The organism is Mesorhizobium sp. B2-2-4, from assembly GCF_006442375.1.
Lineage (GTDB): Bacteria > Pseudomonadota > Alphaproteobacteria > Rhizobiales > Rhizobiaceae > Mesorhizobium.
This window is the reverse complement of the sequence record NZ_VFWB01000004.1, coordinates 269,490-294,859: the sequence shown is the minus strand read 5'-3', so window position 1 is coordinate 294,859 and position 25,370 is coordinate 269,490. Positions and strand designations below refer to the sequence as shown.

The following is a 25,370-nucleotide window of genomic DNA, read 5'->3' as shown; positions in this document are numbered from 1 at the left end:
ATGCCAAAGATTGCGCCACTAACTCGACATTTAGCCAGCCGGCATAGGAGAGCGCCTCCTTAAGGCCACTCCACCGTCAGACCTCGGTTCGCGCTGCGAGGGTCAGAGCGTCCTCTATTTCGAGGCCGAGATACCGAGCGGTGTTCTCGATCTTCGTGTGACCCAGCAGGATTTGAACCGCGCGAAGGTCGCCGGTGATATTGTAGATCATCGATAACCTGTCGGTCCTTCACGTCACCAGCCGTAGCGGGCTGACGGACGGCAGCTTCAGGGTTTATGCATCGGAAAGCTGAACGGCCGAAATGAGGCGCAAAGCTGACGCCAAAGGCGGCGCTTGGAAATGTCGATTAGACTACCTAAGGGGAAAATCGAACAGCACGGTAGTTACCGCAGCGCATCAAATAAAGTCCAATCTCATCCGAGCTCATGGACCGCTACGCCCGGCACTACTGTCTTGGCGATCTCGCACAGGTGCTGGTGATGTGTCAGGTAGATTACCTGTCCTGCACTTGCCATCTCCCCAAACAACCTGAAAACCTCCTCGGACCGGACATGGTCGAAGGTCTCCATGATGTCGTCGGCGATGAATGGCACTGAGGGTCGAAACTGTGCGAACTCGTAATACCCGGCAAGCCTGAGCGCCAGGTAGAGCTGAAAACGCGCGCCCTTTGACAGCGCGTCGGCGACCTTGGATTGCCCATCGCGCTGCAACGCGATGAGCACTTCCCCACCCTTAACAGGTTGCGTTGTGAGGCCAGAGTACTGGCCGCGCGTCATGAGGACGAATGCGTTAGATGCGCGCTGCATCATCCCGGAGCGGTGGCGCTCGCGGTAGACGCGCAGAGCATTTCCAGCCGCCATTATTCCCAATTTCAGCTCGATATAGCGGACGGCCTTTTCCTCGATTTCCAGAAGGACGGTGCGCCGTTCGGCATCTATGCGGGCAACAGCGCTGTCGCCGCCAATGGCGTCCAGCTTGTCGGTCGCGCGCATCTGCCGAATGAGCTGGTGCTGTATTGCCTCGTCGGAAGCGCGAAGCCGTTGCTCGGCCTCAGCCTTCTCGATTGCGAGACTGTCGAGATCGACAGCATCCAATATCGAACGCGCCTGCTCGAAGCCTTCCGTCGCGAGCTCGGATGACACCTGCTCCTCAAGCTCGGCCACGGTTGTGCGCAGGCGATCCCTGTCGCGCAGCAGTTCGTCGCGTTGCACGACCTCCGCCAGCGTGGCCACGCCAAAGACGCTCAGGACCTCGTTCTTGCGGCGCTCATGTGCCGAAATCTCGCCATCGAGGATCTCACGCGCATCGTGCAGGCGCCGCAGGTCATTGACGAGGCTTGCCTTGGCCTCGCGTGTGCGCTCCGCGCGCTCCAGGCGCTCGGCAAGCCCAATCGCCAGCTGTTCCGGTCCGTCGTCATCGGCCGCCTCCCCCGCTTCGGCTGCAACGGCGGCAACCTCGACCAGGAAACTGTCCCTGTCGGCCTCCATCTTGTCGATACGCAGTTGCATGGCGTTCCGGTCCTGAAGACATCTGGACAGCTCAGCCAATTGATCCAGCACCCCGCCGAGGCCGGGCGCCGAGATGCCACTCTCGAGCCAGGTACCCTTGAGCGCTTCGGCAATGCCGGCCTGCCATTCATCCTCACGCCGCTCAGCGACTTCAATGGCGCGGCGCCTGGCGGCCAGATCCTCTTGCCTTGCGGCAACGGTCTTGAGCGCCTCGGCGCGCTCGGCGTCCACCTTGAATTGCCTGTCAAGAAACAGCTCTGCCACGGCCATGACCGTTTCCAGGCTGTCACCAGGATCCGAACCGACGCCGACGCTCGCCAGGGCGCCGCTCAGCGCCAGGCGTGTTCGGCCTTCCTCATCAACCGCGCGCTCGGACTTCTTGCGGGAAAGCTCGATCTCCTCCCATCCCGCGAGCGCATCGTTCCGAGCAGCAATGCGATCCTCTATCATCTCGACCAGCTGTTCGGGGGAAGCTTCCTGGCACGGCCCGAGCAAGTCTCTTGCGGCCGCGCGCATTTCCAAGTGCACTGCCTGCAGATCTGAGCCGATGCGTGCAAGTTGGTCGCGCGTATGCGCGATGTTGGCCGCGGTCTCAGCGAGGTTGCGGTTGGCGCTGCGAATCTCAACGAGCTCCCGGGCGTTGGCCAGACGGCCTGCTCCGACACTGTCGTCTCGGGCCAGTGCCGCCGCGAAATCATCCGCGGTTTCGCCAGTCAGGTCACCGCGATGCCGCGCCCAAGCCTCGTCGCGGGCGCGCCGTATGGCGCCGGCCGCATCATCGTCGCTGACATGGACCGAGGCACGAAGGGCATTGAGCCGCGCGGCAAACAGATTGTGATTGCCCTGGTGCTCGGCAAGACGTTCGGCAAGGACGCCCCTGCTCTTCCCCAACTCCGCAGCCAGCGCCTTCCAGGCGCCAAGCTGTCCAGCATTCGGAACGGCGATCCTGGCCAAGCCTTGCGCATCTCCCGACCAGGGATGCAAGCGCGCGATCGCGGCCTGCCATCGAATTGCTGCCGCATCCGTGGCCTCACGCGCCGCCTTGGTCTCCCTCAGGTATCCGCCGGCCCTTGCCGTCGACAAAGCCGAAACCAGCCTTGCCCGGGCAGGCTCGGGCACGGCCCGTTCTTCGCCGACCCGGTCGCGCGCATCCTGGAGCGCATCGGCTGCTGCCGCGGCCTCCTCGTGCGCAACACGCACGCCGGTAACGATCCCCGATCGCTGCTCGAGCATGGTGCGCACAGCGCCAATGGTTGCGGCAGGCAGGAGCAGCTTGGCAGGGTCCGGCTCGGCGGGCCTTCCAAGAGCGGCAAGGCAGGTCGCCACGGCATTGTCGAGGATTTGTAGCTCGGTCCTGCGACTTGGCAGGTCCAGCCCGGCCGAGACGTGACGCACCTTGCGGTCGGCCAGGCCGCGAACCCGTTCGGAAATCGCAAGGACCGCTTCGTCGACATGGACCGAGGCGATTTTCGTCGTCACCCGCTCGAGCTCGTCTTCGCTCGCGGCTAGCCGCGTTCTCAGAGTGGCGTCGGCCTCGATCATGTCGGCGACGCTGCCGGTCCAGCTCCGTGGCGGTGACGCGATCTCAGGCAGCTCGGCCAGCTGGGCTTGCTTGCGCCTGATATCGGCAAGGATCGGGATCGCGCGAAGATACTTCGCGATCGTATCGAGCCTGGCCGACAGCACCGACCGTTCAGCGATGCTGCGGTCGTATTTTTCTGTCGCGTCCAGGCGCTCTGTCTGGAGGGTTTCGAAGGTCGACGCCAAGGTGTCGATCGCCTCCCTCCTGGACTTCAGTTCCGCAAGCCGCTTCTTGAGCAGAGCAAGCTCGGTTCCGTGTGCCTGCTTGCGATAGAGCCTGTCCGCCTCGGCCTCGAGCAGGCTCAATGTATCGCTTGCATGCCCGAGGCCGGCGCTGGCCGTGAACAGCAGCTTGCCGAGGTCACCGCGCGATTCCAGGATTGATTTTCCACCGGCTTCCAGCGTTTCGTCGTCCAGCGAGAACATGGTCTCGTATGCGTCGCGAGACAGGCCGGCGAGATGGGATGATATCGCCATTTCGCTGACTGGTTGGCCAGTCGCGTTCAGCAACGAGTTGGTGCGCTGTTTGGTGCGCGTGAAAATCTGCTCCGCGCCGCCGAGCTCGAGCACACCGCCGATGCGCATGGCGCTGTATTCGTGCACGAAATTGTAGCGGCTGCGTTCCTCGATGCCGAACAGCAGATCGAGATAGCCGGAAAGCGCGGTCGACTTGCCGGCCTCGTTGAGGCCGAAGACGATATGCAGGTCGGGACCGGCTTCCGGTCTCGGCCCGAAGTCGATCGTCCTGTCGGTGAACTTGCCATAACGGATGAGATCAAGTCGCCGGAGCCTCATTGCGACCCGCCGGTCTTGAGGCGCGCGGTGACCAGGTCGGCGCCGCTGGCAAGCACCCTGTCGAGGAACTTTTCCAGCCCCGCCTCGTCCTTGCCGGCGAAATCGCGCCCCTCAGGCGGAAGATCCGCGATCATCTTTTGGACCAAAGCCCTCGCCTCGGCACGGAAGGCTTCCGAGCCGGCATCGGCGCGCATGGACTCTGCGAGCTCGAAAATCGGATCGGCGACGCCCTCGGATGATTCGGCTGCGGGTGGCGAGACGTTCAGCTCGAGCTTCTCCACCCAGGTTTCGCCTACCTGTTCCGCGACCTGCTCGGCTTCTGCGAGCAGCAGATCCCGGTCGCGGATCAGTGCCCACGATAGAGGTGACGCCCCGGTCAGGCCGAGGCGAACCACAGCATGACGGGATCTAACGGAGGCGCGTACATGTTCGAGCGCGGATCGTACACGCTCGACGATCTCGGACCATTCCACCGTTTCGGTCACGTCGACGCTCACCCGCTCGAATTGGGCGATACTGGTAAGCCTTTCCTCGATCTCGATGGTGCGGTCGTCTCGTATCGTCACCAGGGTGACGGATTTCTCGCCGGCCTCGTTGATGTCCCTGCCCTGTGGAATTCCTGGCATCACCACGGTGCTTGCCCCGGGATGGACTTGGCGGACATGGATGTGCCCAAGCGCCCAGTAGTCGAAACCGTGGCCGTGCAGGTCAGCGACATTGCAGGGGGCATAGACGTCGTGGCCCGGCGATCCGGCCAGGCTGGTATGCATGATGCCGACATTGACCGCGCCCTCGCGCGGCGCTGAGTACTTCGGGAGTAGACTGTGCGGCGCCTTGGGGCTGGCAAAGCTCAGGCCATGGAACATAACGTCGAGCCCCCCGGCTGTCTGCAGCACGGTCTGGGGACGGCCGCCGAACATCGTGACCGTGTCCGGGAACACCAGCTGTTTCGATATCCGCGACAGGGCGTCATGATTGCCACGGATCTTGAAAACCCTGATGCCGGCCTGATGAAGCCGTGTCATCTGTGACGCCAGGAAGCGGGCCGTTTTCATCGAAGTCTGATCGCCATCATAGAGATCGCCGCCAATGACCAGGGCATCGACACGTTCCGCAAGGCAGAGGTCAATGATCGAGACAAACGCCTGACGGCTGGCGTCTCCGACGAGTTCGGCAAGGTCGGGGTTTCGCATCGCCAGCGAACGCAGCGGCGAGTCGAGGTGGATGTCGGCGGTGTGGACGAATCGAAATGGCATTGGAAATCTCCGGTTTGAACATACCGGTGTTCGACCGCGGCTCGACAGGGAAAATCTCAAGAAAATCCGGCGGTCGACACCGCCGCCCCCCTTCCGCATGAGTTCGCCGACATCTTTCCGAGGTAAAAGTCTGTTCGCTTATGCGTCGACGGAGAGTGACGCTGCGGGACGGACCCTCCGCAGATAAAAGCGCTGGGAAATAGTGGGGCATGTATTGAGGAAATCCCCAACATTGCAGTGATGCGTGATGAGCTTAAATCCCTCTGCAATGTTTAGCATGCTGACTTAACAACTCTTCCATTTGATGCCGCACTGTGTGCGTTGCTCAATTCGGCCGAACGAGGCAGTGTGTGGATTCGGGGCCTCGTCTCGGCTATGCACACAAGATGGACGACAGATCCTTGTTTATGAAATCCAGCATCGACCACCTCCCGCCACCAAAGCAGCGCGAGTTGAGAAAGACGGTTGAGCTGCTCCTCGAGGAGTTTGAGGATGCCCTCAAGGGAGGGACGACCGACTTCAAAAAGCGCGGGCGCATTCTCAAGATCATACTTTTCGGGTCTTATGCACGTGGTGGCTGGGTCGACGAGCCGCATACCAGAAAGGGCTACCGTTCGGATTTCGACCTGCTTGTGGTGGTGAACAATCGCAAACTGACCGATTTCGCCGGCTATTGGCAGACGGCCGCAGACCGCCTGATGCGCGAAATCAACACGCCAGTCAGCTTCATTGTGCATTCTCGCCGGGAGGTGAACACTGCCCTCAGGGAGGGTCAGTACTTCTTCGTCGACATCCGTCGTGAGGGAATTGTCCTTTACGAGCTCGACGAGGAACCGCTGGCGCATCCGGCACCTACAAAGCCGGCCGATGCATTCCGATTAGCGGCCGAACACCTCGAAGACAGGCTGCCGCACGCCCGAGTATTTGCAAAGACAGCTGGATTTCTTCTCAGCGAATCCAACTTCAAGGAAGCGGCCTTTCTCCTTCACCAATCAATCGAGCAGGCCTACGCGGTGTTGTTATTGGTTTTAACGAACTACAGCCCTGCCTCTCACAACGTTAAATTCCTCCGCAGCCTCGCTGAAGATCAAGCACAGGAACTTGCCGAAGTTTGGCCCCGCGACCAGCAGCGTTTCGTAGCTTGGTTCAACGTCATTAACGAGGCTTATGTGAAAGCGCGCTATTCGAGGCACTTCGAGATCACTCGCGAAGCGCTCCAGTGGCTTGCCGAGCGGGTCTCCGAGTTGATCGATCGTATCGAAATGATCTGCCGATCACGGCTTGAAAAGTTGAGGAGCGAGGCAAATACGGCTGATCAGCGAGCGGGCTAACTTCGCCATCGCACCAATTCCAGTGTGATGTCCGGAATTTTCTGTCGTCGTCCGAATTTAGTGTCGCTGCCGCACGACCTGCCGCGAAGCATGGTCTCGATTCGGGGAAGACGAATGTTGCCGTCGCCGCTGGTGGCGGGGGCGCAGTTCTGGACAGGTGGCAAAGCGCGCGAAGGGAGGTGTTTCGCCCGTAGGTGGCGTTTGCCTCGTAGGCGTCGGCTCCCCTCAACGTTGTGTTCGGCGCCGATCCTCACGCAATCCTCCCGCGTCGGCTGCCCGATCTCGAAACGAATGCCGATACGGCTTTCGATCTGATTCATAGCGTGGATATCACGGCTCGTGCCGCTAACCGTTGAGTGTTGCTGGCGAGCAGTAAAGCGAAGCCGCATCGCTCCTGAAGATGCAGCAGCTCCCGCAAAACAGTGGGTGTGAAGTTCTGATATTCGTCCACGAGCAACGGACGCGTCGGGCCGCATCGGGCGCCCAAAAAATTTCATGCAATCCTTGGCAAGGTCATATGTGTGCTTGCTGTTCTTTTGGACGCCGTAGGCGTCGTGCAGCATCAGGAACATCGGCCTGATAGCCTTGGTATGCTGCGCAACTTCTCAATAGGCAGCTCCGCTTTGGGCGGCTATCCAGTTAAGCGCTACAGCCTTTCCGAGTCCGCCCTTGCCGACCGCAAGCACCTCGCCTTCCCGTTGGCACGGAAGGATTCTAGCATCCGTTGAGTGCCATTCCCGACTCGTCGCCTAAGCCCTGCGCGGTCAGGCAGTTCCAGTGTCTTTGATCTTCACGCATCTCTTCCTCTGTCTTGCGGTTTTCCTCGATTGCCGCATTGGAATCGTCGGCGCCGGGGCCAGGCGACTGCTGCGCCTTCCTCAATGCAGCCGCTCCCAGTATTGTAAGAATGCCTTTCATCACCTCAACGGTCGGATCAGACACCGAACCGGAACCATCCGCGGCATCGGGAGTACGGGTTACGACCGTTTTCCGCTCGGCGAGGACCTCTGTTGCCCGGCCCCTTGCCCAACTCCCCTCAAGTTTTCCATTCGGTCTCACCTGGTAGATAACGGGCGCGTCGCTTCCCCAGTCGACGGTAAGGATATCACCCTTCAGCAAGCCTTCGCCCTTGTAGCTATTGCCAACTGACCATTCGAACCGAAAGCGGTTCTCGCCGACCTTCGTGACCTTGCAGGCACCCGCATATCGCGAGCCGTCGGGATTGGTCCCCTGGACTGAATAGGTCCCTTCGAGCTGCGATGTCGCGGCAGTCTGTCCCGCTGTCCGGGCGGATGCTTCAGCATCTGCCGCTGCCGCAGGCGCGAGGTTGAGGAAACTCGCCAACACGATCCCTGCACACCATAGGATGTTACGGCCTATCGAAGCCGTTCCATGGATCAATGTGTGGTCAGTCATATGGACCCCCTTGCTTGCTTTTGCGACGGCGCGGGGCTGGACCTGGAATTGGCGATCCGTACCGCGTCGGACCAGCTGTCTCCTTCGAAAAGAACCAGAATACAGCTCCAATCTCAGGAAGTCATTTTAGCCGAAGGGAGTAGTGTGTTCGGTTCAGGGGAATCCCTGACGATTGGAACTATCAAGCATGACCTCCCAACGACGAAGGTGCAGCGCACAACTTTGTACGGCTGATCTTTCACGGCGTCGACGACCTCAAGATGGCAGCGAAAGCACTCGGCGCGGCCACAACTGAAATGCATCAGAGTAAGAAAGAGCGATTCCATACGCATTCTGTAAATCGGCGTGCGAAATTGGACTCCACCAAAGGTCCTGAACCGCGCCGGGTTTGCCGGAGGCTCCGAACCTTGAGAAAGTGGAGCCATGACAAGCAAGATGACGAACAGGTTTTCTCCGGAGGTCCGCGCCCGAGCGGCGGATGGTTTTGGATCACGAGAGCGAGCATCGGTCGCGCTGGGCGGCGGTTTGTTCGATCGGGGCCAAGGTCGGCTGCACGGCGCAGTCGCTCAATGAGTGGGTCAAGAAGGCGGAGGTGGACGGTGGCGTGCGCGCCGGCTTGGCGATCCTTCGAGGCGGAGGAGTTCGCTACCCTGGAATGGGTCGACCGGTTCAACAATCGCCGGCTGCTGGAACCCGTCGGCAACATCCCGCCGGCCGAAGGCGAGGAACGCTACTATGCCGTCCCGGAAGAGCCGGCCATGGCAGCATGACTCAAACGAAATAGCCTCCGGCAAACCAGGCGCGGTTCACTGGCCGCGTGCCGGCGCCCTCTCAGCGGTGCGCTGCTACCTTCCTAAGTAGGTGTTCTAGCCCAGTTTCGGCTGTGCTACTGTTCCCGCGCAACATGTGCTGGGGCGTACAGTGCAAATCCTGTCCTCGTTGGGAACCATCAGCAGTCTAGCGGCTACACTGCTCTTGATCGGCTGCGTGGAGAGCGAGCCACTCAATCAGATGCCCGCCAACTTCAAACCCGAAAAGCCGCTGGATGACATCTACTATACGGGAGAGAACGAGAAGGTGCAGGTCTTCACCGTCCATCATGATAAGCAAGGACTCTACCAGATTGCGTTTCCCGCTCCCGACAAAGACCCTGCAGAGGCGCATTTTGGAGCCCTTGGAATATTCGGCTGTTTGCAATGTGGTGTGAAGGGAGAGGAAATAAACGCTGTGGCTCTTATGCCCAAGGATGGGGATACCATATTCGGCTATCTCCAGTTCACAAAGGGGCACTGGGTTCTGAACGTCCCGACCATCTCGGAGGACAATTTGTCCGTTGTCCAGAGCCTCGCCAGGAAACACGATCTTGCAATAACGAAAGACGCTCTGGGGATATACAAGATTGCAGGGGATCTGACGTTCGAGAACCTGACGGGCTTCTTCAGAGACCCCGCGTACTGGGTCAGCACCAAGCCCTCGCAGACCATGGTTCTAAATCGGTTCGGGTGTGAAATGGCCAAAGCGGCGCTCAAGCGGGCCAAGACCGTTGCAGATGAAGAATGCACAGCGGAATTCCTGTGCTCTTATGATACCGAATCAATTCAGGATGCCGCCGAGAATTTGGCCAAAGCCTGCGATGGCATCGAGCGTAACGGTCTTTCCGGCGGACAGACAGTCAAAGAGATGGAGCGATTGCAGAACAGATTGGCGAGCGAGATCTACGATTTCGAGAACAATTCCGAACGAGAATTTTGGTAATTCGAAGTCTCGTTTCCAATCTCTATTTGTGTCAAGCGAATTAGAGACGCGACATCGACAGCAAGTTAGAAATGCGACAGTGACGCACCGGTGCGCGCCTGAGCGAAAAGCTCACGCACCCCTGCCTCGGCCACAGTACACGACGTCAAGGGCGAGGAAGGTTTGAAGTGATTGAATAGGGGATTCTTCGCCAAAAGGATCCTCCCATGTCAAGCAACGGTTCACGCCGCCTCGTCGAGACCCCAAAAAGTCATTTCGTGCTGCGCGATTCGCGACTGGAAACGCTGGCGGTTCTGATCCTGGCGCTGGTTCAGGGCCGCACGGTCAATCTGGGGAGCATGAAAAAGTTGGGGGTCATCAGGCGGCCGGCTTGAGTGCATTTTTTTTCAGATTTCTGCCGCGTCTCGCGCCAGCGCTTGAAGTTGTTGTGGAGATTGCCGTCGAAGACGCGGGTTCGCAGTTGCATCAGGAGATGGACGCCGCGCGGCGTCCATTGCATCTGCTGCTTCTTGGCGAAACGCTTGGCGATCACCTGGTTGAACGTTGACTCGACGAAAGCCGTCGAAACGACCTCGCCATAGCGGTGCCGTTCGGCATAGTTCGGAATGAGATCGGCCTTATTGTCAATGTAGCGGCTGAATTCCAACAGGTTTAGCGCAGCTTGCGCACCTCAACGCCGCCGGAGCCTGGGGCGCGCGCATCGCTGAACAATTCGGCGAAGAGGTTCCGCTCGATGCCCGCGGCCCGCAGATGGAGGTGACCGAACCGCTGCCGCATCGGATCCTGCCAGTGGTCGGCATCTGGACCCACGACAAGGATCACGGCGCCTATCTCCGTCAAGTCGAGCGGGGCAATATCGTGTTCGGCGGCGCGGCCAAAAGGGTGCAGGTGGACCTGGAGCCGGGCCATGCGACGGCCGATCCCACGCGCCTTCCGCTGCAACTGCGCGCGGTCGCGCGGCTGGTGCCGGCAATCGCGCGGGTCGCGGTCATCCGCACCTGGTCCGGATGCGAGGGTTAACCCGAAACAATGGAAGGCGGAATGCGAGCTTTCGAATTGTGGGGAAGGAAGTACGCCGTCGTGTGAGGCGACAGGACCGCCGTTCTTGGTAATCGGCGCAGTGTCGGAACGGAACATGAGCCGCTATCCTGGTGTGCTCCGCCAATCCCATGCTTGTCCGCTGTCCCGGGACTGAGGACAAAGCTTAAAGACCGGTTGCGCTGCTGTACCGCCCGCTCAACCCGCTTCACAGGCGGGATCGTTGACAGGGGGGCTGCGCAGTGCTTAGTGTCCTCTGTCCGAGGACAGAGGACGGCGCTGATGATGAAGAGCCAGGATGTTGTCGTCCTTTTCAAGCTAGCGAGCTTGGAGGACGACGCAAAGGATATCGGTCATGAATCTCCACCGGCCGGGCTAGCCGCGGGCGAGGACCCCTATTCCGTGCGCGCTCTCGAAGCAGCACTCGGAATCAGCAAGACCGAGATCAGCGCTTCGCTCAAGCGCAGCATCGTGTCGGGCCTCGCGATCAAGGACAGGAAGACAGGTCGGACCAAACCGAGCCGGCGCCATCTGCGCGAGTTCATCGTCCACGGTCTGAAATTCGTCTTTCCGGCGAAACCCGGCGCCATGCAGCGTGGGTTGCCGACGGCGTTCGCCGCCCCCGTGCTGCGTGAATCCCTGCACAGCGCCGGCAATCTCATCTGCGTCTGGCCGTACGCGCACGCAAAAGACATGGGTCAATCGGTCGATCCGCTCTTCAAAAGCGTGCCGGAGGCCTGCGAGAAAGATAAGCGGCTCTATGCCTATCTCGCCCTCATCGACGCGATCCGCATCGGTAATCAGCGCGAAAGCAAGCACGCCGCCGACCTGCTCGCACAGAGGCTGGAATGACAGTCCAGGGTCAGTTGAAAGCAATGCTGAAGACCGTCGCCGAGGCGCTCGGCGAGGAGTTGCGCGCGCGTCTGGTCTTCGTCGGCGGCTGCACGACCGCGCTCTACATCACCGACCCCATCGTTCTCGAAGGGGTGAGAGCGACCGACGATGTCGACCTGATCGTCGATCTCGCTGGCTTTGCAGAATGGGTCGAGCTGACGGAGCACTTGCGCGCACGCGGCTTCACCGAAGCGGTTGATGACACCGTCATCTGCCGCATGAAGCTTGGCGAGTTCAAGGTAGACTTCATGCCGGACGACAAGGCGATCCTGGGCTTCAGCAATCGCTGGTACGCAAAAGGGATCGAGACGGCCGTGCCAGAAGAGCTGGAGAAGGCGCTGAAGATCCGGCGCCTTACTCCGGAGCTGTTTGTCGCGACCAAGTTGGAGGCTTACCGCGGACGAGGCGAAGGCGACCTCATCGGCAGCCGAGACGCCGAGGACATTCTCCTTCTGGTCGACGGGCGGGAAGAGCTCGTCGAGGAGATCGCGAAAGCAGAGCCGGAGATCCGGGTCTACATCGCCAAACAGATTGCGGCGCTACTCAACGATCCGAACTTCGACCATTTCCTTGAGGGAAACATTCGCGGACCGGCGGGCCGTGTCGACATCGTTTACCAGCGGCTGGTCGCGATCAGCACCCTCAAAGCGCGCTGACATGACCTTGCAAATCCAGTGGCATTGCCGCCAAGGAACGCGGACGGCCGACAACCGAGACCATACAGGCATAGGCATCTGCGGCGACGCCGTCCTGGCCATCGTTCTCGATGGATCGATGTCGGGTTCGGCCAGCGGCGATTTTGCGCGCGAGATTGCACGTCGTATGGTCGACTGGTTCGTAGCCGGGACTGAAGAGGTGACCGCCAACACCGCGATCGCCCAGCTTCGCATGAGCCACGCGACGCTCGCGACAGACTTTCGCACCGATTAGAATGTTTGATCCCAGGTTTTGATGGTTCATCATTGTCGTCCGAATCAAAGGATGCGCTATGGGCCAGGTTCTGCATGGGAGCGCCACAACGACAGAGGCGATCCGTCGAGCGATACAGCATAGTCAAGCGAGCCTGAGGACGCTTTCGAAGCGCTACGGCATCAATCCTAAGACGGTCGCTAAGTGGAAGAAGCGGAGTTCGACCGCCGATCTACCCACCGGCCCCAGGGAGCCGAGATCGACGGTTCTGTCTGTCGAGGAAGAAGCCGTTATTGTCGCCTTTCGCCGGCACACGCTGCTGCCGCTCGATGATCGCCTCTACGCATTGCAGCCGACAATCCCGCATCTGACACGCTCTTCATTGCACCGCTGTCTGCAGCGCCACGGCATCGGCCGATTGCAGGATGTCGAAGGCGACAGGCCGGCGAAGAAGACGTTCAAGGCCTATCCGATCGGCTTCTTCCACATTGATATCGCGGAGGTCCGAACCGAGCAGGGCAAGCTACACATGTTTGTCGCCATCGACCGGACCTCGAAATTTGCCTTCGTCGAACTGCACGAGAAGGCTCCGACAGCCATTTCCAAAGAGTTTCTGCTACGCCTGATTGCCGCCGTCCCTTACAAGATCCATACCGTGCTCACCGACAACGGCATACAGTTCACCACGCCAGGAGCTGGCGGTTCGGCCGTTCCACTGATCAAGGAAGCGATCGCCAACGGTGAGATATTCCGGGCTCATGCCTTCGAATACACCTGTGCCAAGAACGATATCGAACATCGGACCACAAAGCCAAAGCATCCTTGGACCAACGGCCAGGTCGAGCGCATGAACCGCACCATCAAGGACGCAACGGTCAAGCGCTTCCACTACGACGATCACGACCAACTGCGTCGGCACCTTGCCGACTTCGTCACAGCCTATAACTTCGGTCGCAGGCTCAAGACCCTCAAAGGTCTCACCCCCTACGAGTTCATCTGCAAGGCATGGGCTTCCCAGCCCGAGCGCTTCACTCTCAACCCGATCCAGCAAATGCCGGGACTTCTCTATTCGGCGTGTTGAAGTCAAGCGCTTTCGAGCTCCCTCATCCAAGGGGTTTTGGTGCCTTCGCGGGGCCTCGCTTCTCTTCGGGATCGGCGCTTTGGCCCTCCCAGGATGGGATCAGTTGGAATGAAGGGAGCAATCTAAACAGCGTTCTCACCATGTTGCCATGGCCGACACGAGTCCCGGCACGCTCTTCCTCATCCTCCGTCCCGCGAAGGACATCTATCCACCCCAAGGCGGATTCCGTTATTGGTCGTTGCGTTCTGTTCTTCGATGAATCAGCTACATCACCGCTGGCGTATCTTCTCGAGCCCAGCGGAACTCGCTGCCGTCAATCCATATCCTGTGCATGATGACCGCCAATCTGCGTGCAAGAGCGACTGTAGCCCTTTGTCGACCACGGCGTTTGGCAACATTCATCGCCCACGCTTTCAACCACGACCACTTCTTCACGACGGTCAACAAGACTTGCGCGGCTTCATAAAGCAGCGTCCGCATCATAGCGTCGCCGCACAGTGAGACACGTCCGACGCGATGGTCTTCCCCTGATTGATGCAGCCGCGGCGTCAAACCGAGAGAAGGACCCACAGCCTTCGAATTTCTGAAGCGTGCCGGAATGTCGATCGTGGCTTTGAAAGCCAGCGCAACAACGGGACCCACCCCGGGCACGGTCATCAATCGTCTGCAAACAGGGTCACCCTTCACAATCGAATATTTTCCCTGCGAGATGCCATCGACAAGCTCACGGATACGCTCGCCGAACTTGATTACACTCACAATGCCAACCTTAAGCCCGAAGTTGCGCAGCAGCCCCGGATATCATTCTCGATTGCCACAGCCTTTTCCTGCAACAGTTTGCGCGCAGTCAGCAAAGCCCGGCGCTTTTGACTGGTGAGCGTCTTCACATGCACGGGTCGGAACAAGTTGACCCGCATCATCTGGGCAATGCCACGGGCGTCGTTGCGATCGCTCTTGTTTACCTGCGCCTTCAGGTAGGCCTTCGTGTGCCGGGTCTCGATGCAAACCACCGGTAGCCCGGCTTCCGCCATCCCGCTGAACAGCCACTGTGACAGCGGCCCGGCTTCAAGACCGATGCGAGTCGCTGGCATCGCAGGATCATTGAGCAACCTCACCAAATCGTCGGGATAGCTCGGGATCTTGGTCTCACGGCAAATCTTGCCGGCGTCGTTCACGATACAAACCGAGGTCTCTTTGACCGAGACGTCCAGGCCAACATAATATGACATGCTGCGCTTCTCCATCTGATGCTTGTGGCTGCTCCAAAACAGACCACGTTTACCATCAGCTCGAAGCGCAGCACCTCAACGGGGAAACGAGGGGCTCGGACAGCCGAATACCCCATCTAAACATGTAGCGTTAGGCTTCCTCGATCGCGGCCGACCAGCTCGGCTGAGCGCATGGGCTTGGTGCCTGCCGGCCGGCCAACTGACGCCGACATGGCGTGTTGTCACCGCCACGGTTGCGACAAGCTGGTTGCCGCGGTCTCGGCAGCCACCACATTGGTCCAACATCATGCCGAAGTGGGGGCTACGGTCGGTCTTGCCGGCGGCCTGCTTGTCTTCATGCTCTGCCTGCGCTGTCATCCTCTCGGCTCGCCGGTCTTGCGCACCGCACCGATCGGTTTTGCGCGAGCGTGGTTGCGGCTCATCCAGCTTCCACTGATACTGTTGGCTGCATTCTTCTTCGTGCCCGCCAGTGCCGCGCTGGCGGCCGAGCCATCATCATGGGCGATACCGGCTGCAAGCGGAGTGTGGCTGCTGATCCTCAACGGCACCTATGCGGTGTTCGCGGCGTATTTCCTGAACACGCCGCTGGTCGCATCCATCAGCTTCCTGGCAGCGATCGCCTACACGAGCTACGAATCCCTGGAATACGGCCGCACCGTTATCATCGGTTTTGCCGCATTGGTGCTGTGGCTAGGGTACTGGGCACGGCAGAGATACAATCATGGATGAGATGACCAACAAGACACACGCCGACCAGGCCCTCCTGGCCCTGTCGGACCTCAGCGTCGGCTATGGCGGACGGCTGGTAATCACCGATATCGACCTCACGTTGCGGCGTGGGGACATTCTTGGGCTTCTCGGCGCCAACGGTTCCGGCAAATCGACCCTGATCAAAACCATGACCGGCCAGATCCGCCCTCGATCGGGAACCGTCACCATCGACGACATCGCGCTGGCGCATGCGCCGGAGCGCGCCAAGGCTCGCTTCGGGCTCGCCATCGATGCCCCGGACCTGCCGCCGTTCCTGTCCGGGCGGCAATATCTCGAACTCGTCGCCTCGATCCGTTCCTGGAGCGCTACCGGCTGGCCTGGTAGCGATCTCGTCTCGCGGCTCGCACTCGACCCGTGGCTCGATCGGCCGATCGGAGAATTCGCTCGGCACCCGTGCGAAGATCTCGATCGCGGCAGCATTACTCGGCTCGCCGCCGCTCATCATTTAGGGGAGGCAGCGTGACGTTTGCTCTGTCAGCGCACCCAACGGCTCGTTACGAGTTAAGGGCGAGCCGCTTGGCTAGCTCTTCAGAGCGCGGCGGCTCCGATGCTTGCCAAGCTCCATGTCAGGCGAAATGAGAAATTGACCCCTCCTATTGCCTCACCGATCAATGTTACCGAGGGCTGCGGTGGCGACAGTGCTCGCATTAGCTGCCGCAGTGGCGGCGGCGGGTACTGGACGTGGTGGCCGAGATCGTCAGTATGGCCGTGGAGGGCGATCGTACTGAATTGGAGGTGGGTCATGTCAGGCGACTTCGGACCGTCAGAGTGCGACGGCCTCACACATGACTTCACGCGCAAGTAGCGCGTCGCCGTTGTCGAACCTCGACGCCAAGCTGCGCCGGCGCGTGCGCGAAGAAATCCGCGATCTCCAGCAGGAGCTGAAGCTGACCGTGGCCTACGCCACCCACGACCAGGAGGAAGCGCTGGCCGTCTCCGACCGCATCATCGTCATGAATGCAGGCAAGATCGCGCAGGACGGCACGCCGCGCCAGCTCTACAACCAGCCGGACAACCGCTTCATCGCCGACTTCATGGGCGACGCCAACCTCATACCGGTGACGTGGCCGACGGACGGCGAGCATGTCGAGTCCAGGCGGGACCGGCGCGGCTGAAAGTTCGCCGCCGCGGCGGACAGCCTTGCCGGCACCGTGCTGAAATCGTCCTATCTCGGAAACCATATGGAATACCGCGTCGGCCTCGTTGATCCCGCCATGGAACTGTTTGTGTCATCGCCCGATACGACGAGGCTGATCGCCGACGGCAGCGCGGTTTCCGTAGTCGTCGAGCCTGCCGACGCGGTGCTGATCGGCGGCGGCTGAGCATTCTCCCGATCGCCGGACCGCGATGCGTTTGCAGAGGCCGCCGCATCGATGCTTGACACGGCTAATGTTTCATTGAAGTATGACAATGCGCAGGGCAAATGAGCCCATGCAGCGCGAAAATTGCGTGACATATTGATGGCAAGAACGCCCACAGTGCCGACTGTTGGGCGTCTTTTTGCGTCGAGGGGGTCATGGCAAGAACGCAGTACCATATTGGCGTCCTGTTCTCGCAAAGCGGGCCTTACGGCGTGGTTTCGCGTTCCATGTTCAACGGCGCGATGCTCGCCTTCGATGAGATAAGGGCGTCTCCCGACTTTCCTTTCGACCTGGTGCCGATCGTGGCCGATCCGGCAGGTTCCTTCGGCCAGTACGCCGTTTCGAGCCAAGAGCTTCTCGGCCGGAACGGCGTGCGCCATGTCGTCGGCTGCTACACCTCGTCCAGCCGCAAGGACGTTATCCCCCTCTTCGAGAAATATGACGCGCTGCTCTGGTATCCCTCGCATTACGAGGGGTTCGAGAGTTCGTCCAACGTCGTCTACACGGGTGCGGCGCCCAACCAGCACATCATTCCGCTGATCGAGTTCCTGCTTACCCATATGGGCCGGCGGGCATACTGCATCGGCTCCAACTATATCTGGGCCTGGGAGAACAACCGCATCCTGCGCGAGGGGCTGTCGGTAGCCGGCGGAACCGTCCTCGCCGAACGCTACCACGCGGTGGGCGACACAGATTTCTCCAAGACCATCGCCTCGATCCTCGACGCCAGGCCGGATTTCATCTTCAACACGCTGATCGGCACCAGCGCCTACCGCTTCTTCCAGGATTTCCGCGCCGCGTGCATCGAGCGCGGCATCGACCAGCCCGCCGAAATGCCTGCCGTCGGCTGCAGCCTTTCCGAACCCGAACTGGGCGAGATCGGCGACCGCGCGATGGATGGGCACATCAGCTCGAGCGTGTACTTTTCTTCCATAGACACCCCCGCCAACCGCCGTTTCATCGGCGCCTACCGTCGACGCTGGCAGGATGCCGCGCCATCGGCGGATGCCGAGGCTTCCTATGTCGCGGTGAAGATGCTCGCAGCCGCTATCGCCGCGGCCGGGTCGGACGACGTCCAAGCCGTGCGGCTCACGCTTCCCACGCTTTCGATAGACGCTCCTCAGGGAACGGTCAGCGTGGACGGCCCCACCAATCACGCCTTTCTGACGCCACGCATCGGCCGATCCAAAGCCTCGGGCCAGTTCGAAATCCTTTGGCAGGCAAACCGTCCCGTCCAGCCCGATCCGTATCTCGTTCAGACCACCCCACGCTACGCGGTCCGCAACAGCGTTCCGAAGCTGAGGTCAATCAAATGAGCGAGCCGCGGATCATCCAAAATTTCATCGGCTATCGCGCCACGATCGCCACGGAGCAGCCCGCGGCCGTGGAACAGCTCCTGGATATGCTGGCGAAGCTTGGCATCTCTTCCGCCGCCGCCGAGATCAATGACTGCAAGATCCAGATCGATCCCAGCGACAAGGACGTGCTGTTCATCGATTCCGATCTCAACGTCACCGTCGAGACGGGAGCATCGGAGCCCAGCCGCTGCCTGCCCGTCATCGGCATCATCGGCGTCGAGGCGCCAAGCCGGCTGCGGTGGCTCATGCAACTTGGCGCGACGGCCACCCTGCGCAAGCCGGTCCATCGGGCGACCGTCTATTCGGCGCTGTTCGTCGGCATCAATGAGTTCCGCCGCCGGCGCTATCTCGCCGATCGTGTCGAGGAATACGAGCGGCGCCGGCTCCTGCGCAGGAGCTTGGTCAGGGCGGTGTTGATCGTCATGCAACGCACCGGCAGCGACCACGCTGCCGCCTACGATCATCTACGTCGTGAAAGCATGCGCTCGCGGCAAAGCATCGAGGAGTTCTGTGCATCGTTCGTCCAGGCCCATGGTCCCGACTTGGATGAAGCCGAGCCGCCCATCGGGACAGGCTTACCCTACGCAAAAAAACTGTAACCGGAGGAGAAATCGATATGACTGCAAAGTGGTTACGGGCCGGGACGCTGGCATGCGCCTTTGCCCTCTCGGGAGCGGCCTACGCCGCGGACCCGATCAAGATCGGCGTTCTCGAGGATCAGTCGGGCGACTTCGCCGCGGCGACCATCGGCAAGGTCCACGCCATCCAACTCGCGACCGACGAGATCAACAAGGCGGGTGGCATTGCCGGGCGCCAGATCGAGCTGGTCATCTACGACACCCAGTCGGACAACAACAGATACCAGGAGTTCATGCGCCGCGTACTGCAGCGCGACAAGGTCGATGTCGTCTTCGCGGGCTTCTCCTCGGCTTCGCGCGAAGCCTACCGCCCGATCGTCGACCAGCTTGACGGGTTGGCCTTCTACAACAACCAGTACGAAGGCGGCGTGTGCGACTCGCACATGATCGTGACCGGCGCCGTGCCGGAACAGCAGTTCTCGACCCTCATCCCCTGGATGATGGAGAAGTACGGCAAGCGCGTCTACACGATCGCGGCCGACTACAATTTCGGCCAGATCTCTGCCGAATGGGTCCGCAACATCGTCAAGGAGAATGGTGGCGAGATGGTCGGCGAGGAGTTCATCCCGCTCGGCGTCTCGCAGTTCTCGCAGACCATCCAGAACATCCAGAACGCGAAGCCTTCCTTCGTCGTGACGCTGCTAGTCGGCGCCGCGCAGGCGTCCTACTACGAACAGGCGTCATCGGCCAATCTCGGTCTGCCCATGGCGTCATCGGTCAACGTCGGCCAGGGTTACGAGCACAAGCGCTTCACCCCGCCGAGCCTCGCCAACATGTATGTGACGACGAACTACATCGAGGAAGTCGACACGCCGGCCAGCAAGGCTTTCCTGGAGAAGTTCCATGCGAAGTTCCCCAACGAGCCATACGTGAACCAGGAAGCCGCGAACTCCTACATCGCCATGAATCTCTACAAGGAGATGGTGGAGCGCGCGAACGGTTCGACCAAGCGTGACGATCTGCGCAAGGTCATCGCCCAGGGCGACGTCTGTTTCGATGGCCCGTCCGGCAAGGTCTGCCTCGACCCGAAGAGCCAGCACATGTCGCACACCATCTTTCTCGCCCATGTCAACAAGGACCACTCGATCGACTTCCCGAAAGTCTGGGAAGACATCAAGCCATACTGGCTGGGCGAAGCCGGCTGCGACCTGACGAAGTCGGACCCGATGGAACAGTACACGCCATCCAATCCTCCGCCCAAGCAGTAGACCCGACTTGCCGGGCGGGCGCATCGTCGTGCCCGCCCGGCGGCATGCCCGCCTGTTGGACCGGAGCCGCCCATGCAGTTCATGACAGCACTCGTATCGTCGGCCTACCAGTTCGGTGACGCCTTCGCTTTCCTCGTCTTGTCGGCCTGCGGGCTCGCTGTCATCTTCGGCATGATGGGCGTCATCAATCTCGCCCATGGCGAATTCATCATGTGCGGCGCCTATGTGACCGTCTTCGCGGTTCGCTGGGGCATACCGCTGCCCCTTGCGATCATCTGCGGCAGCCTGTTCGCGGGACTGGTCGGCATCGTCATAGAACGGCTCATCGTGCGCAGGCTTTACGCCAGACCGCTCGATTCCATCCTCGCCACATGGGGCGTGAGCCTGATCGCTTCGCAGGGTACGCTCATCCTGTTCGGTCCGACCATGCGCGGCGTCGGCACGCCGCTCGGCAGCTTCACGGTGGGGAACCTGTCCTTCTCCTACTACCGGCTGGTTCTTATCGCGACCGCCCTGGCGGTATTGCTGCTCCTCTATTTCATATTCAACAAGACCCGCTTCGGCGTGCTTGCGCGGGCGACCATCCAGGCGCCGCACATGGCCAGCGCGCTCGGCGTCGACACGAACCGCGTCTACGCCCTGACCTTCGGCATCGGCGCGGCGTTGGCCGGCCTGACCGGAGGCATCTATGCCCCCACCATGACGATGGTGCCGACGATGGGGACGACGTTCATCATGGAGGCCTTCGTGACGGTCGTGGTGGGCGGAGCCGACATCTTCATCGGAACCGCTCCGGCCGCGGCGCTGCTCGCGGTCGTGAAGGCCTCATTGACGTCCTGGCAAGGCCAATTGGCCGGGCAGATCGGCCTTCTGCTGGCGGTCATCCTGGTCATCCGCCTGCTGCCCAAGGGCATCACCGGCTTGATCCTCAAGGACCGAGCGTAGGCAAGATGATGCTGTCACGGATTTTCAAACGCTTCGAGGGGCCGCAGACCATGGGCCGCGGGCCTGTGTTCTGGAGCCTGTTCGGGCTGGTTCTCGTCGCCGCCCTCGTCTATCCGCTGTTCGCCGACGGCTATGATGTCGGCAACAACATCTACTTCCTGAACTGGACGTTCATGGCGCTCGGCCTCAGCGTCATCTGGGGATATGGCGGCTCGCTGTCCTTCGGCCAGACCGCGTTCTTCGGCATCGCCGGCTACAGCTACGGCATCCTAACGATCAACTTCGGCACCGCCTCCGGTCTCGGCCTTGTTTCTGTCCTGCTCGCCGTCGCGATCGCGGCGCTGTTCGCGGCAATCCTGGGCTACTTCCTGTTCTTTGGTCGCATCAGCGGCATCTTCCTCGGCATCGTGACCTTGTCGGTCACGCTCGCCCTCGAGCGCTTCATGGCGCAGACCGCCGGTCCGGAATGGAAAGTCGGATCGGCGCGGCTCAACGGCTTCAACGGCATGAGCGGCATGCCGCCGCTCACCCTGCCCTGGTTCGGCGGCGAACTGGTGCTCTTTCCCGACATCGGCCTCTACTACGTGGTTCTAGGCCTGGTCGTCGCCGTCTATCTCGGCCTGCGCGTGCTGGTCAATTCCAAGTTCGGCAACGTGCTGGTCGCCATCCGGGAAAATCCCGGACGCGCCGAAATGCTGGGCTACGACGTGCGCAGATACCAGCTTGCGGCCTTCATCCTCGGCGCTGCCCTCGCCGGGCTGAGCGGCGTGCTCTATACCAGTTGGGGCCAATACATCACGCCCTCCTCCATGGGCATCACCTCGGCGGCGCTGCCAATCATCTGGGTGGCGGTTGGCGGCCGGTCGGATCTCACGGCGACGCTCATCGGCACGCTCGTCGTCCTATCCGCCTTCCAGGCGTTGACGATCTACGGCAGCCAGTACGCGCTGGTGGTGATGGGCCTGTTGCTGGTCTGCACGGTCCTGCTGGCCCCCAAGGGCCTTGTCGCGAATGCAGGGCTGCTCCTGGCCTCCTTGTTTTCGCGCAAGGGCGGGAGCAAGTGACGATGGCGCTGCTCAGGACGGAAAAACTCAACAAACGCTTCGGCGGCCTTCATGTCGCCGCCGACGTCAGCTTCTCGCTGGAGGCCGGCAAGATCCACTGCCTGATCGGGCCGAACGGCGCCGGCAAGAGCACCTTCTTCAAACTCCTTCTGGGAGAGCACCAGCCCTCGAGCGGGACGATCCTGTTCGACGGCGAGGACATCACGCACCTCAAGCCGTTCCAGCGCATCAACCGGGGCATGAGCGTGAAATTCCAGGTGCCGGGCATTTTCGGCGCGCTGAGCGCCCGCCAGAACCTCGAAATCGCCCTGCAGCACCGTGTCGGGCCAGCGACGCTCGACGAGGAAGTTGAGCGGCTGCTCGATTTCCTGCAATTGCGGCCGGTGGCGCTTCAGCTGGCGGGCAACCTCAGCCATGGCTTCAAACAGTGGCTGGAGATCGGCATGGCCATCAGCCTCAAACCCAAGCTGCTGCTTCTGGACGAGCCAACCGCGGGGATGTCCCCCGAGGAAACCTTCATGACAGGCGAGATCGTCAAGCAGCTCAACGCCGAGGGCATGACGGTGCTTGCCGTCGAGCACGACATGGCGTTCGTTCGCCAAGTCGCCCAGCGGGTCTCCGTCCTTCATTTCGGGCGGCTGTTCGCCGAAGGCACGATCGACGAGATCGTCGCCGACGATCGGGTCGCGGCCATCTATCTGGGACAGAACCATGACTGAGGCCCTGCTCCAGATCAAAGGCCTTCGCGCCGGCTATGGCGGCAAGCCGGTCCTGCAGGGCATCGACCTCGAGGTCGCCAAGGGCGAGATCGTGGCCGTCATAGGCCGCAACGGCGTCGGCAAATCGACCCTGATGAAGACCCTGATCGGGCTGGTCGACAGCATGGCGGGGACAATCCGGCTGGATTCGACCGAGCTGACGGGACTGACGCCATTCCGCAGGGCGCGGCTCGGGATAGGCTACGTCCCGCAAGGGCGAGACGTTTTCCCCCGCATGTCGGTTCGGGAAAACCTCCAGGTCGGGGAATCCATGAAGGGGCGCGTCGCGCCCGACATCTACGAGCACATCTACCAGCTCTTCCCCATCCTGAAGGAAAGATCGAAACAGCAAGCCGGGACCATGTCCGGCGGCCAGCAGCAGCAGCTCGCCATCGGACGCGTCCTCGTCGGATCGCCGCGACTTCTCCTGCTCGACGAGCCGTCCGAAGGCATCCAGCCGTCGATCGTGCAGGACATCGGCCGCATCATCAAGCAACTCAACAGGGACAGCGGCATGACGATCATGTTCGTCGAGCAGAACCTCGACATGATCAAGGCCTTGGCCCAGCGCTGCTACGTGATCGACAAGGGCAGGATCGTCGCGCATGTGACGCCGCACGAACTCGAAGACCGCGACACCATCAGGAAATACCTGGCCGTCTAGGCCGGATCATAAGGAGAGAGACAAATGTCCTGGCTTGAAAACTCGATCATGGCTAGACGGGGCGTCGCCAAGGGAAAGGTCAAGACCGTCCACAACATGACGGAGGCCGACCAGGGGAAGTACCACTATGTCTACGGACCCTATGTGGAGCCGGTGCTGCGGGTCGATCCCGGCGCCGAGGTGTCGGTGGAGACACATGACGCGTTCGAGGGCGTCATCAGGAAGGAAACGGACGTACCCAGCAAGCTTCTGAATTTCCCCTATCTCAATCCACAGAACGGACCGATCTTCGTCAACGGCGCGGAAAAGGGTGACTGCCTGGCCGTTTACATCAAGGAGGTCCGCCCCCGCGGGGAACAGCCATGCGGCACCACCTGCCTGATTACCGAATTCGGGGGGCTGGTGGGCACCGGCGATACGGCCGTGCTCAACGCACCCCTTCCCGAGCGGGTCAAGAAGCTGCATGTCGATGCCAAGAAGGGCGTGGTCTGGAACGACAAGATCACGATCCCCTACGAGCCCTTCATCGGCACGATCGGCACCTCCCCGGAGATCGAGGCGATCTCCTCCCTGCAACCGGACTATTACGGCGGGAACATGGATCTGCCGGATGTCGCACCCGGCGCCGTCATCTACCTGCCGGTCAATGCGGCCGGCGGCCTGCTCTATCTCGGCGACTGCCACGCCAACCAGGGTGACGGCGAGCTTTGCGGCGTCGCCATCGAGCACCCGACCGTGACGACCGTGCAGATCGACCTTATCAAGGGCTGGAACTTCAAATGGGCCCGGCTCGAGAACGAGAAGTCGATCATGACGATCGGTTCCGGGCGTCCGATGGAGGACGCCGTCCGCATCGCCTATCGCGAACTGGTCCGCTGGATGGCCGCCGAATACGGCTTCACCGAGCTCGACGCCTATATGCTTCTGACACAGGTCGGCCGGGTCAGGCTGGGCAACATGGTGGACCCGAAATACACGCTGGGTGCCTCCATCCTGAAGCACTACCTGGCGTGACGATCTTTTCGAAGCCGGATCTTCGGTGCTGAACTAGCGCGGCCGGTTCATCGCCAATGTCGGTCATGTCCTGCGCACCGAAGGCAACAGAGTGCTGTCGGCGTTCAGTCTGCGACCATCATTGCAAAGGATCCGAGAGCACGCCCTCGACAACAATTATATCGTTGATCGACGCGTCTTTCCGAAGGGCAATCGCCTTCCGGTATTCCGGGGATTCGTAGCAGGCGAGCGCGGTGTCGTAGTCCGGTAACTCGATGATGATGTTACGGTCCCGCCCCTGGCCTTCCACAACCTTCGAACGCCCTGCCCTTACAAGATATCTGCCGCCATACTTGCCGAACAGCTCGAGGATGCAATCCAGTAGGCTTTCTGTTTCATCTGACTCTCCTCCGGCGACGACCGTTTCCTAGCGTAGACAACTCCGCGGTCACGCGCGCCGCCGCGTGCGCCGTTGTCCAGAACCCGCTGGCAGGCAAGGCTGCCGAAGACCTGTTGGAGCTTGTCTCCTATGGCGCCGAACCCGGAGAACTGCTCGTGCGCGAGGCGGCGATGCTTCTTTCGAAACCCGTCGTCTCCTATGGCAAGGCCGCTATTGTCGGTCCTGGCGGAGACATCGAACATGCCGCAGCGACGCTGCGCAACGCGCTTCGGTCGTCGCGCCCTCCACTTCCTTGCTTTCATCCACCTCGCCGCAGCAATGCTATGGATGCGCTGAATGTCGATTCAGCCTAGTTCTGGCAAGCGCCGCGCTGCGGCGTGCCGCGCGTTTGGCGCGGCGAAGACAGCCTGGCGTAT

23 protein-coding genes and 7 pseudogenes are annotated in these 25,370 nt (G+C 61.0%); 21 read left to right on the top strand and 9 right to left on the bottom strand.

The features are described 5' to 3' along the window. Nucleotides 1-76: 76 nt before the first annotated feature. The 3 genes and pseudogenes from FJ959_RS32200 to FJ959_RS12400 all read right to left on the bottom strand — a co-directional run. Nucleotides 77-220: pseudogene (locus tag FJ959_RS32200) on the bottom strand (integrase); the annotation flags it as partial. Between the two features lie 194 nt (nt 221-414). Next, nucleotides 415-3,885 (bottom strand): AAA family ATPase, encoded by a 3,471-nt coding sequence (locus FJ959_RS12405; protein WP_140581666.1) that lies wholly within the window; start codon nt 3,883-3,885, stop codon nt 415-417. Next, the gene (locus tag FJ959_RS12400) at nt 3,882-5,141 is read right to left on the bottom strand and encodes a DNA repair exonuclease (RefSeq protein ID WP_140581664.1); all 1,260 of its coding nucleotides are present in this window, start codon (nt 5,139-5,141) and stop codon (nt 3,882-3,884) included. Before FJ959_RS12400 ends, FJ959_RS12405 begins: the two co-directional genes overlap by 4 nt. Before the next feature lie 407 nt (nt 5,142-5,548). On the opposite strand from FJ959_RS12400, the gene FJ959_RS12395 reads away from it, so the two are divergent. Further along, the gene (locus tag FJ959_RS12395) at nt 5,549-6,472 is read left to right on the top strand and encodes a nucleotidyltransferase and HEPN domain-containing protein (protein ID WP_140581899.1); all 924 of its coding nucleotides are present in this window, start codon (nt 5,549-5,551) and stop codon (nt 6,470-6,472) included. Here FJ959_RS12395 and FJ959_RS12390 read toward each other — a convergent pair. Together FJ959_RS12390 and FJ959_RS12385 are read right to left on the bottom strand one after the other, a co-directional pair. Continuing rightward, nucleotides 6,469-7,044 (bottom strand): hypothetical protein, encoded by a 576-nt coding sequence (locus FJ959_RS12390; RefSeq protein WP_224704892.1) that lies wholly within the window; start codon nt 7,042-7,044, stop codon nt 6,469-6,471. The two genes, FJ959_RS12395 and FJ959_RS12390, sit on opposite strands and share 4 nt — an antisense overlap. Nucleotides 7,045-7,186: 142 nt before the next feature. Beyond that, nucleotides 7,187-7,888: a hypothetical protein gene (locus tag FJ959_RS12385; protein ID WP_140581661.1), complete on the bottom strand. Its 702-nt coding sequence runs from the start codon at nt 7,886-7,888 to the stop codon at nt 7,187-7,189. 435 nt (nt 7,889-8,323) lie between these two features. Here FJ959_RS12385 and FJ959_RS32195 point away from each other — a divergent pair. The 3 genes and pseudogenes from FJ959_RS32195 to FJ959_RS12375 all read left to right on the top strand — a co-directional run. Further along, nucleotides 8,324-8,504, top strand: a pseudogene (locus tag FJ959_RS32195) (IS3 family transposase); the annotation flags it as partial. Nucleotide 8,505: 1 nt separating this feature from the next. Further along, nucleotides 8,506-8,658 (top strand): annotated as a pseudogene (locus FJ959_RS12380) (IS3 family transposase); the annotation flags it as partial. 151 nt (nt 8,659-8,809) lie between these two features. Beyond that, a complete protein-coding gene (locus FJ959_RS12375; RefSeq protein WP_140630274.1) occupies nt 8,810-9,643 on the top strand; it encodes a hypothetical protein in 834 nt (277 codons plus the stop codon). Nucleotides 9,644-9,953: 310 nt separating this feature from the next. Here FJ959_RS12375 and FJ959_RS31735 read toward each other — a convergent pair. Continuing rightward, nucleotides 9,954-10,286 (bottom strand): annotated as a pseudogene (locus tag FJ959_RS31735) (hypothetical protein); the annotation flags it as partial. A 26-nt stretch (nt 10,287-10,312) separates the two neighbouring features. Between FJ959_RS31735 and FJ959_RS12365 the strand changes: the two are divergent. The 5 genes and pseudogenes from FJ959_RS12365 to FJ959_RS12345 form a co-directional block, all read left to right on the top strand. Then, nucleotides 10,313-10,660, top strand: a pseudogene (locus FJ959_RS12365) (FAD-dependent oxidoreductase); the annotation flags it as partial. A gap of 303 nt (nt 10,661-10,963) precedes the next feature. Beyond that, on the top strand, nt 10,964-11,533 hold the full coding sequence (locus FJ959_RS12360) for a hypothetical protein (RefSeq protein WP_318012530.1): 570 nt from the start codon (nt 10,964-10,966) through the stop codon (nt 11,531-11,533). Nucleotides 11,534-11,556: 23 nt separating this feature from the next. Next, nucleotides 11,557-12,231, top strand: a complete 675-nt coding sequence (locus FJ959_RS12355) for a hypothetical protein (RefSeq protein WP_318012531.1) — start codon at nt 11,557-11,559, stop codon at nt 12,229-12,231. Between the two features lies 1 nt (nt 12,232). Then, nucleotides 12,233-12,505: a hypothetical protein gene (locus tag FJ959_RS12350; RefSeq protein WP_140581654.1), complete on the top strand. Its 273-nt coding sequence runs from the start codon at nt 12,233-12,235 to the stop codon at nt 12,503-12,505. A gap of 58 nt (nt 12,506-12,563) precedes the next feature. Continuing rightward, complete coding sequence (locus FJ959_RS12345; protein WP_140581651.1) at nt 12,564-13,565, top strand: IS481 family transposase; 1,002 nt, start codon at nt 12,564-12,566, stop codon at nt 13,563-13,565. Between the two features lie 264 nt (nt 13,566-13,829). Here the strand turns inward: FJ959_RS12345 and FJ959_RS12340 are convergent. After that, nucleotides 13,830-14,794: pseudogene (locus FJ959_RS12340) on the bottom strand (IS110 family transposase). A gap of 177 nt (nt 14,795-14,971) precedes the next feature. Here FJ959_RS12340 and FJ959_RS12335 point away from each other — a divergent pair. The 12 genes and pseudogenes from FJ959_RS12335 to FJ959_RS12280 all read left to right on the top strand — a co-directional run bounded on the left by FJ959_RS12335 (nt 14,972) and on the right by FJ959_RS12280 (nt 24,575). Continuing rightward, entirely contained in the window at nt 14,972-15,523 is a 552-nt protein-coding gene (locus FJ959_RS12335; protein ID WP_140581646.1) for a hypothetical protein, read from the top strand. Beyond that, nucleotides 15,516-16,028 carry an ATP-binding cassette domain-containing protein gene (locus FJ959_RS12330; protein WP_224704893.1) on the top strand — a complete coding sequence of 171 codons (513 nt, stop codon included), beginning with the start codon at nt 15,516-15,518 and terminating at the stop codon, nt 16,026-16,028. Before FJ959_RS12335 ends, FJ959_RS12330 begins: the two co-directional genes overlap by 8 nt. 322 nt (nt 16,029-16,350) lie before the next feature. Next, entirely contained in the window at nt 16,351-16,680 is a 330-nt protein-coding gene (locus tag FJ959_RS12325) for a hypothetical protein (protein ID WP_224704894.1), read from the top strand. A 21-nt stretch (nt 16,681-16,701) separates the two neighbouring features. After that, nucleotides 16,702-16,887: pseudogene (locus FJ959_RS12320) on the top strand (TOBE domain-containing protein); the annotation flags it as partial. 194 nt (nt 16,888-17,081) lie between these two features. Beyond that, nucleotides 17,082-18,242 (top strand): transporter substrate-binding domain-containing protein, encoded by a 1,161-nt coding sequence (locus FJ959_RS12315; protein WP_140581640.1) that lies wholly within the window; start codon nt 17,082-17,084, stop codon nt 18,240-18,242. Further along, a complete protein-coding gene (locus FJ959_RS12310; protein ID WP_140646432.1) occupies nt 18,239-18,883 on the top strand; it encodes an ANTAR domain-containing protein in 645 nt (214 codons plus the stop codon). Before FJ959_RS12315 ends, FJ959_RS12310 begins: the two co-directional genes overlap by 4 nt. Nucleotides 18,884-18,900: 17 nt before the next feature. Next, the gene (locus FJ959_RS12305; RefSeq protein WP_140581636.1) at nt 18,901-20,130 is read left to right on the top strand and encodes an urea ABC transporter substrate-binding protein; all 1,230 of its coding nucleotides are present in this window, start codon (nt 18,901-18,903) and stop codon (nt 20,128-20,130) included. A gap of 81 nt (nt 20,131-20,211) precedes the next feature. Continuing rightward, a complete protein-coding gene (locus FJ959_RS12300) occupies nt 20,212-21,075 on the top strand; it encodes a branched-chain amino acid ABC transporter permease (RefSeq protein ID WP_140551984.1) in 864 nt (287 codons plus the stop codon). Nucleotides 21,076-21,080: 5 nt separating this feature from the next. Continuing rightward, nucleotides 21,081-22,139, top strand: coding sequence for a branched-chain amino acid ABC transporter permease (locus tag FJ959_RS12295; RefSeq protein ID WP_140581633.1), 1,059 nt, complete (start codon nt 21,081-21,083; stop codon nt 22,137-22,139). 2 nt (nt 22,140-22,141) lie between these two features. Further along, a complete protein-coding gene (locus FJ959_RS12290) occupies nt 22,142-22,858 on the top strand; it encodes an ABC transporter ATP-binding protein (RefSeq protein ID WP_140581631.1) in 717 nt (238 codons plus the stop codon). After that, on the top strand, nt 22,851-23,561 hold the full coding sequence (urtE, locus tag FJ959_RS12285; RefSeq protein ID WP_140581628.1) for an urea ABC transporter ATP-binding subunit UrtE: 711 nt from the start codon (nt 22,851-22,853) through the stop codon (nt 23,559-23,561). Before FJ959_RS12290 ends, urtE begins: the two co-directional genes overlap by 8 nt. 24 nt (nt 23,562-23,585) lie before the next feature. Continuing rightward, a complete protein-coding gene (locus tag FJ959_RS12280; RefSeq protein WP_140551882.1) occupies nt 23,586-24,575 on the top strand; it encodes an acetamidase/formamidase family protein in 990 nt (329 codons plus the stop codon). A 118-nt stretch (nt 24,576-24,693) separates the two neighbouring features. Here FJ959_RS12280 and FJ959_RS12275 read toward each other — a convergent pair whose 3' ends face one another. After that, nucleotides 24,694-24,864, bottom strand: a complete 171-nt coding sequence (locus FJ959_RS12275; protein ID WP_246678959.1) for a DUF1330 domain-containing protein — start codon at nt 24,862-24,864, stop codon at nt 24,694-24,696. Between the two features lie 20 nt (nt 24,865-24,884). Then, nucleotides 24,885-25,256 (bottom strand): hypothetical protein, encoded by a 372-nt coding sequence (locus FJ959_RS32190; protein ID WP_246678960.1) that lies wholly within the window; start codon nt 25,254-25,256, stop codon nt 24,885-24,887. Between the last annotated feature and the right edge of the window lie 114 nt (nt 25,257-25,370).

What these genes read in the sequence shown, in the direction of transcription:
- FJ959_RS12405 (WP_140581666.1), bottom strand. Translation starts at nt 3,885, where the DNA reads ATGAGGCTCCGGCGACTTGATCTCATCCGTTATGGCAAGTTCACCGAC.
- FJ959_RS12400 (WP_140581664.1), bottom strand. Translation starts at nt 5,141, where the DNA reads ATGCCATTTCGATTCGTCCACACCGCCGACATCCACCTCGACTCGCCG.
- FJ959_RS12395 (WP_140581899.1), top strand. Translation starts at nt 5,549, where the DNA reads ATGAAATCCAGCATCGACCACCTCCCGCCACCAAAGCAGCGCGAGTTG.
- FJ959_RS12390 (WP_224704892.1), bottom strand. Translation starts at nt 7,044, where the DNA reads ATGTTCCTGATGCTGCACGACGCCTACGGCGTCCAAAAGAACAGCAAG.
- FJ959_RS12385 (WP_140581661.1), bottom strand. Translation starts at nt 7,888, where the DNA reads ATGACTGACCACACATTGATCCATGGAACGGCTTCGATAGGCCGTAAC.
- FJ959_RS12360 (WP_318012530.1), top strand. Translation starts at nt 10,964, where the DNA reads ATGATGAAGAGCCAGGATGTTGTCGTCCTTTTCAAGCTAGCGAGCTTG.
- FJ959_RS12355 (WP_318012531.1), top strand. Translation starts at nt 11,557, where the DNA reads ATGCTGAAGACCGTCGCCGAGGCGCTCGGCGAGGAGTTGCGCGCGCGT.
- FJ959_RS12350 (WP_140581654.1), top strand. Translation starts at nt 12,233, where the DNA reads ATGACCTTGCAAATCCAGTGGCATTGCCGCCAAGGAACGCGGACGGCC.
- FJ959_RS12345 (WP_140581651.1), top strand. Translation starts at nt 12,564, where the DNA reads ATGGGCCAGGTTCTGCATGGGAGCGCCACAACGACAGAGGCGATCCGT.
- FJ959_RS12330 (WP_224704893.1), top strand. Translation starts at nt 15,516, where the DNA reads ATGGATGAGATGACCAACAAGACACACGCCGACCAGGCCCTCCTGGCC.
- FJ959_RS12325 (WP_224704894.1), top strand. Translation starts at nt 16,351, where the DNA reads ATGACTTCACGCGCAAGTAGCGCGTCGCCGTTGTCGAACCTCGACGCC.
- FJ959_RS12315 (WP_140581640.1), top strand. Translation starts at nt 17,082, where the DNA reads ATGGCAAGAACGCAGTACCATATTGGCGTCCTGTTCTCGCAAAGCGGG.
- FJ959_RS12310 (WP_140646432.1), top strand. Translation starts at nt 18,239, where the DNA reads ATGAGCGAGCCGCGGATCATCCAAAATTTCATCGGCTATCGCGCCACG.
- FJ959_RS12305 (WP_140581636.1), top strand. Translation starts at nt 18,901, where the DNA reads ATGACTGCAAAGTGGTTACGGGCCGGGACGCTGGCATGCGCCTTTGCC.
- FJ959_RS12300 (WP_140551984.1), top strand. Translation starts at nt 20,212, where the DNA reads ATGACAGCACTCGTATCGTCGGCCTACCAGTTCGGTGACGCCTTCGCT.
- FJ959_RS12295 (WP_140581633.1), top strand. Translation starts at nt 21,081, where the DNA reads ATGATGCTGTCACGGATTTTCAAACGCTTCGAGGGGCCGCAGACCATG.
- FJ959_RS12290 (WP_140581631.1), top strand. Translation starts at nt 22,142, where the DNA reads ATGGCGCTGCTCAGGACGGAAAAACTCAACAAACGCTTCGGCGGCCTT.
- urtE (WP_140581628.1), top strand. Translation starts at nt 22,851, where the DNA reads ATGACTGAGGCCCTGCTCCAGATCAAAGGCCTTCGCGCCGGCTATGGC.
- FJ959_RS12280 (WP_140551882.1), top strand. Translation starts at nt 23,586, where the DNA reads ATGTCCTGGCTTGAAAACTCGATCATGGCTAGACGGGGCGTCGCCAAG.
- FJ959_RS32190 (WP_246678960.1), bottom strand. Translation starts at nt 25,256, where the DNA reads ATGAAAGCAAGGAAGTGGAGGGCGCGACGACCGAAGCGCGTTGCGCAG.